Genomic DNA, 2,546 nt, shown 5'->3' on the forward strand with positions numbered 1-2,546 from the left:
ACAGCGGCTTTGTCGTTCCGAGTCGGCGATACCGGGGGGGGGGGGCGACGCCGGGAGCGGCCTTGCTGGGGATGCCTCGGGAGCGCTCAGTGCGCGGCGGCCGGGATGCTCCCCGTCGCGTTGGCGGCCAGGTGCTCGAGCTTCTCGAGTCGGACGGACTGCCGGTTGATGAGCAGTCCGCTGGCGATGGCGACCACGACCAGGACACCGGCCGAGATCGCGAACGCCACGTGGTAGCCGTCGAGCGTCGCCTGCGCCTGCTGCAGCTTCGTCGGCGCGGCCGTCAGCCCGGACAGCGAGTCCTTCACGACGTCCGCGAAGATCGTCGAGAGCAGGGCGGTGCCGATCGACCCGCCGATCTGCTGCATCGTGTTGACGGTGGCCGAGGCCACGCCGGCGTCAGCGCGTGCCACACCGGTCGTCGCCGTGTTCATGGCCGACGAGAAGATCGTCCCCATCCCGAGGCCGATCACGATGAGCGCAGGCAGGACCGTTCCCGCGTAGCTGCTGTCGAGGTCCGTGCGGAGGAGCAGCAGCAGGCCGGTCGCGGCGACCAGACCACCCGCGAAGATCAGCACCTTCGGACCGACCCGCGGCAGCAGTCGTCCACCGATCTGGGTCGCGGAGACCATGATCGACAGCGGCATCGGCAGGAACGCCAGGCCGGTCTGCAGGGCCGAGAAGCCGAGGGTCTGCTCGAGGTAGTAGGTCAGGAACAGGAAGATGCCGAACATGCCGATCGCGACGAGGCCGATCGCCACGAACGACCCACCGCGGTCGCGGTCGAGCACGACGCGCAGGGGGAGCAGCGGGTGCGCGACGCGGGTCTCGATGAAGACGAACGCCGCGATCAGCACGACACCGCCGGCGAGCATGCCGATCGTCCAGGGGTCGTCCCAGCCGTTCGTCTCGGCGTTGGAGAAGCCGTACACGACGCCGACCAGGCCAGCCGTGATCGTCAGCACGCCAGCGACGTCGATGCGGGGACGGTCGACCTTCGGCGGCTTCGCCATGAAGACCAGCGCGCCGATCACGCCGAGCACGGCGAACACGACGTTGACGTAGAGGCACCAGCGCCACGAGGCGTACTCGGTCAGGACGCCGCCGAGCAGCAGGCCGATCGCCGCGCCCGACCCCGCGATCGAGCCGAAGATGCCGAACGCACGGCCGCGTTCCTTGGGGTCGCGGAACGTGGTGGTGAGCATGCCGAGCGCCGACGGTGCGAGCAGTGCGCCGAAGACGCCCTGCAGCGCCCGGGCGGCGACGAGCAGGCCGAAGCTGTCGGCGAGGCCGCCCAGCACCGACGCGACGGCGAAGCCGACGAGCCCGATGATGAACGTGTTCTTGCGACCGAACAGGTCGCCGAGCCGGCCGCCGAGCAGCAGGAGCGACCCGAACGCCAGCGAGTACGCGGTGACGATCCACTGGCGCTGGTCGGTGCCGAAGCCGAGGTCGGTCTGCGCCGAGGGCAGCGCGATGTTGACGATGGTGGCGTCGAGCACGACCATCAGCTGGGCCAGCGCGATGACGGCCAGGGCGATCCAGCGGTGCTCGGTGCGGCCGGACGTGGGCGGGGTGGGAGCGGCACCGGCGTGCGCGGCGCCCGTGCGGGGTGAAGTCTGTTCTGCCGTCACGGCAGCCTCCTGGTGAAGTCGAGTGGAGGGAGGAACACGCTTCGTCGGGCATTCCGGGGAGATGGGGAAGTGGATGCACGGCATCCGCTTGGGACCACTGTAGACCCAAACGGAGCAGGTGCATCCGCTTGTTCCCAGAAAGTTCAACTACGTTCATCGGTGTGAGCACCATCGACCAGCACGCGGACCTGGATCGGCCGCTGCGCGCGGACGCGGCACGCAACCGCGAACTGATCCTGCAGACCGCGCGCAAGTGCTTCGCGGAGCGCGGCCTGTCCGTCACGCTCAACGACATCGCGCACGAAGCCGGGGTCGGCGTCGGCACGGTGTACCGCCGGTTCGCCGACAAGGACTCGCTGATCGAGGCCCTGCTGGCCACCAAGTTCGAGGCGATGAACGCCGCGGCCGAGCGCGCCGCAGGAGAACTCGACCCGCGGGAGTCCCTCCGGCTCTACCTGATGGGCGTCTTCGAGTTCCGTGCCCGCGACCGTGCCCTGGCCGACGCGATCGTCCGCGCGGGCAAGGCGCGCCCGTCGATCGTGGTCGAGCGCGACCGCCTCGAACGCCAGGTCAGCCGGATCATCGGTCGTGCCCGCGAGGCCGGCGTCGTGCGGGTCGGCTTCGACTACCGCGACCTGCCGATGCTCACGTCGATGATCGGTGCCGTCGCGGACGCCACCCGCGCCCACGACCCGGATGCCTGGCGGCGCTACGCCCAGGTCGTCATCGACGGCGTGATGCCCCCGACGGGCACGGCCGAAGCCGACGCAGCGCCGGCGATGGTCGGCGAGCCGCTCGACCGCGAGACGATCGAACTGGCGCTCCACAACCAACCCTGACCGGTCCCACCCACCGGGGCCGGAGGCGCGTGGCGGCCTGGCACCGAGCCTCCCGTCCGGAACGTCCGGAACG

Annotated in this window: 2 protein-coding genes; one reads left to right on the forward strand and one right to left on the reverse strand. The window is 70.4% G+C overall.

The genetic code is table 11. From position 1 onward, the window contains the following. Positions 1 to 86: 86 nt before the first annotated feature. A complete protein-coding gene (locus tag BIU90_RS09805) occupies positions 87 to 1,634 on the reverse strand; it encodes an MFS transporter (RefSeq protein ID WP_071300046.1) in 1,548 nt (515 codons plus the stop codon). Between the two features lie 161 nt (positions 1,635 to 1,795). Here BIU90_RS09805 and BIU90_RS09810 point away from each other — a divergent pair, with 161 nt between their 5' ends. Then, positions 1,796 to 2,473 (forward strand): TetR/AcrR family transcriptional regulator, encoded by a 678-nt coding sequence (locus BIU90_RS09810; protein WP_071300047.1) that lies wholly within the window; start codon positions 1,796 to 1,798, stop codon positions 2,471 to 2,473. Positions 2,474 to 2,546 lie beyond the last annotated feature (73 nt).

It is taken from the genome of Curtobacterium sp. MCBA15_001 (genome assembly GCF_001864835.1).
In the GTDB taxonomy this organism is placed as follows: Bacteria; Actinomycetota; Actinomycetes; order Actinomycetales; family Microbacteriaceae; genus Curtobacterium.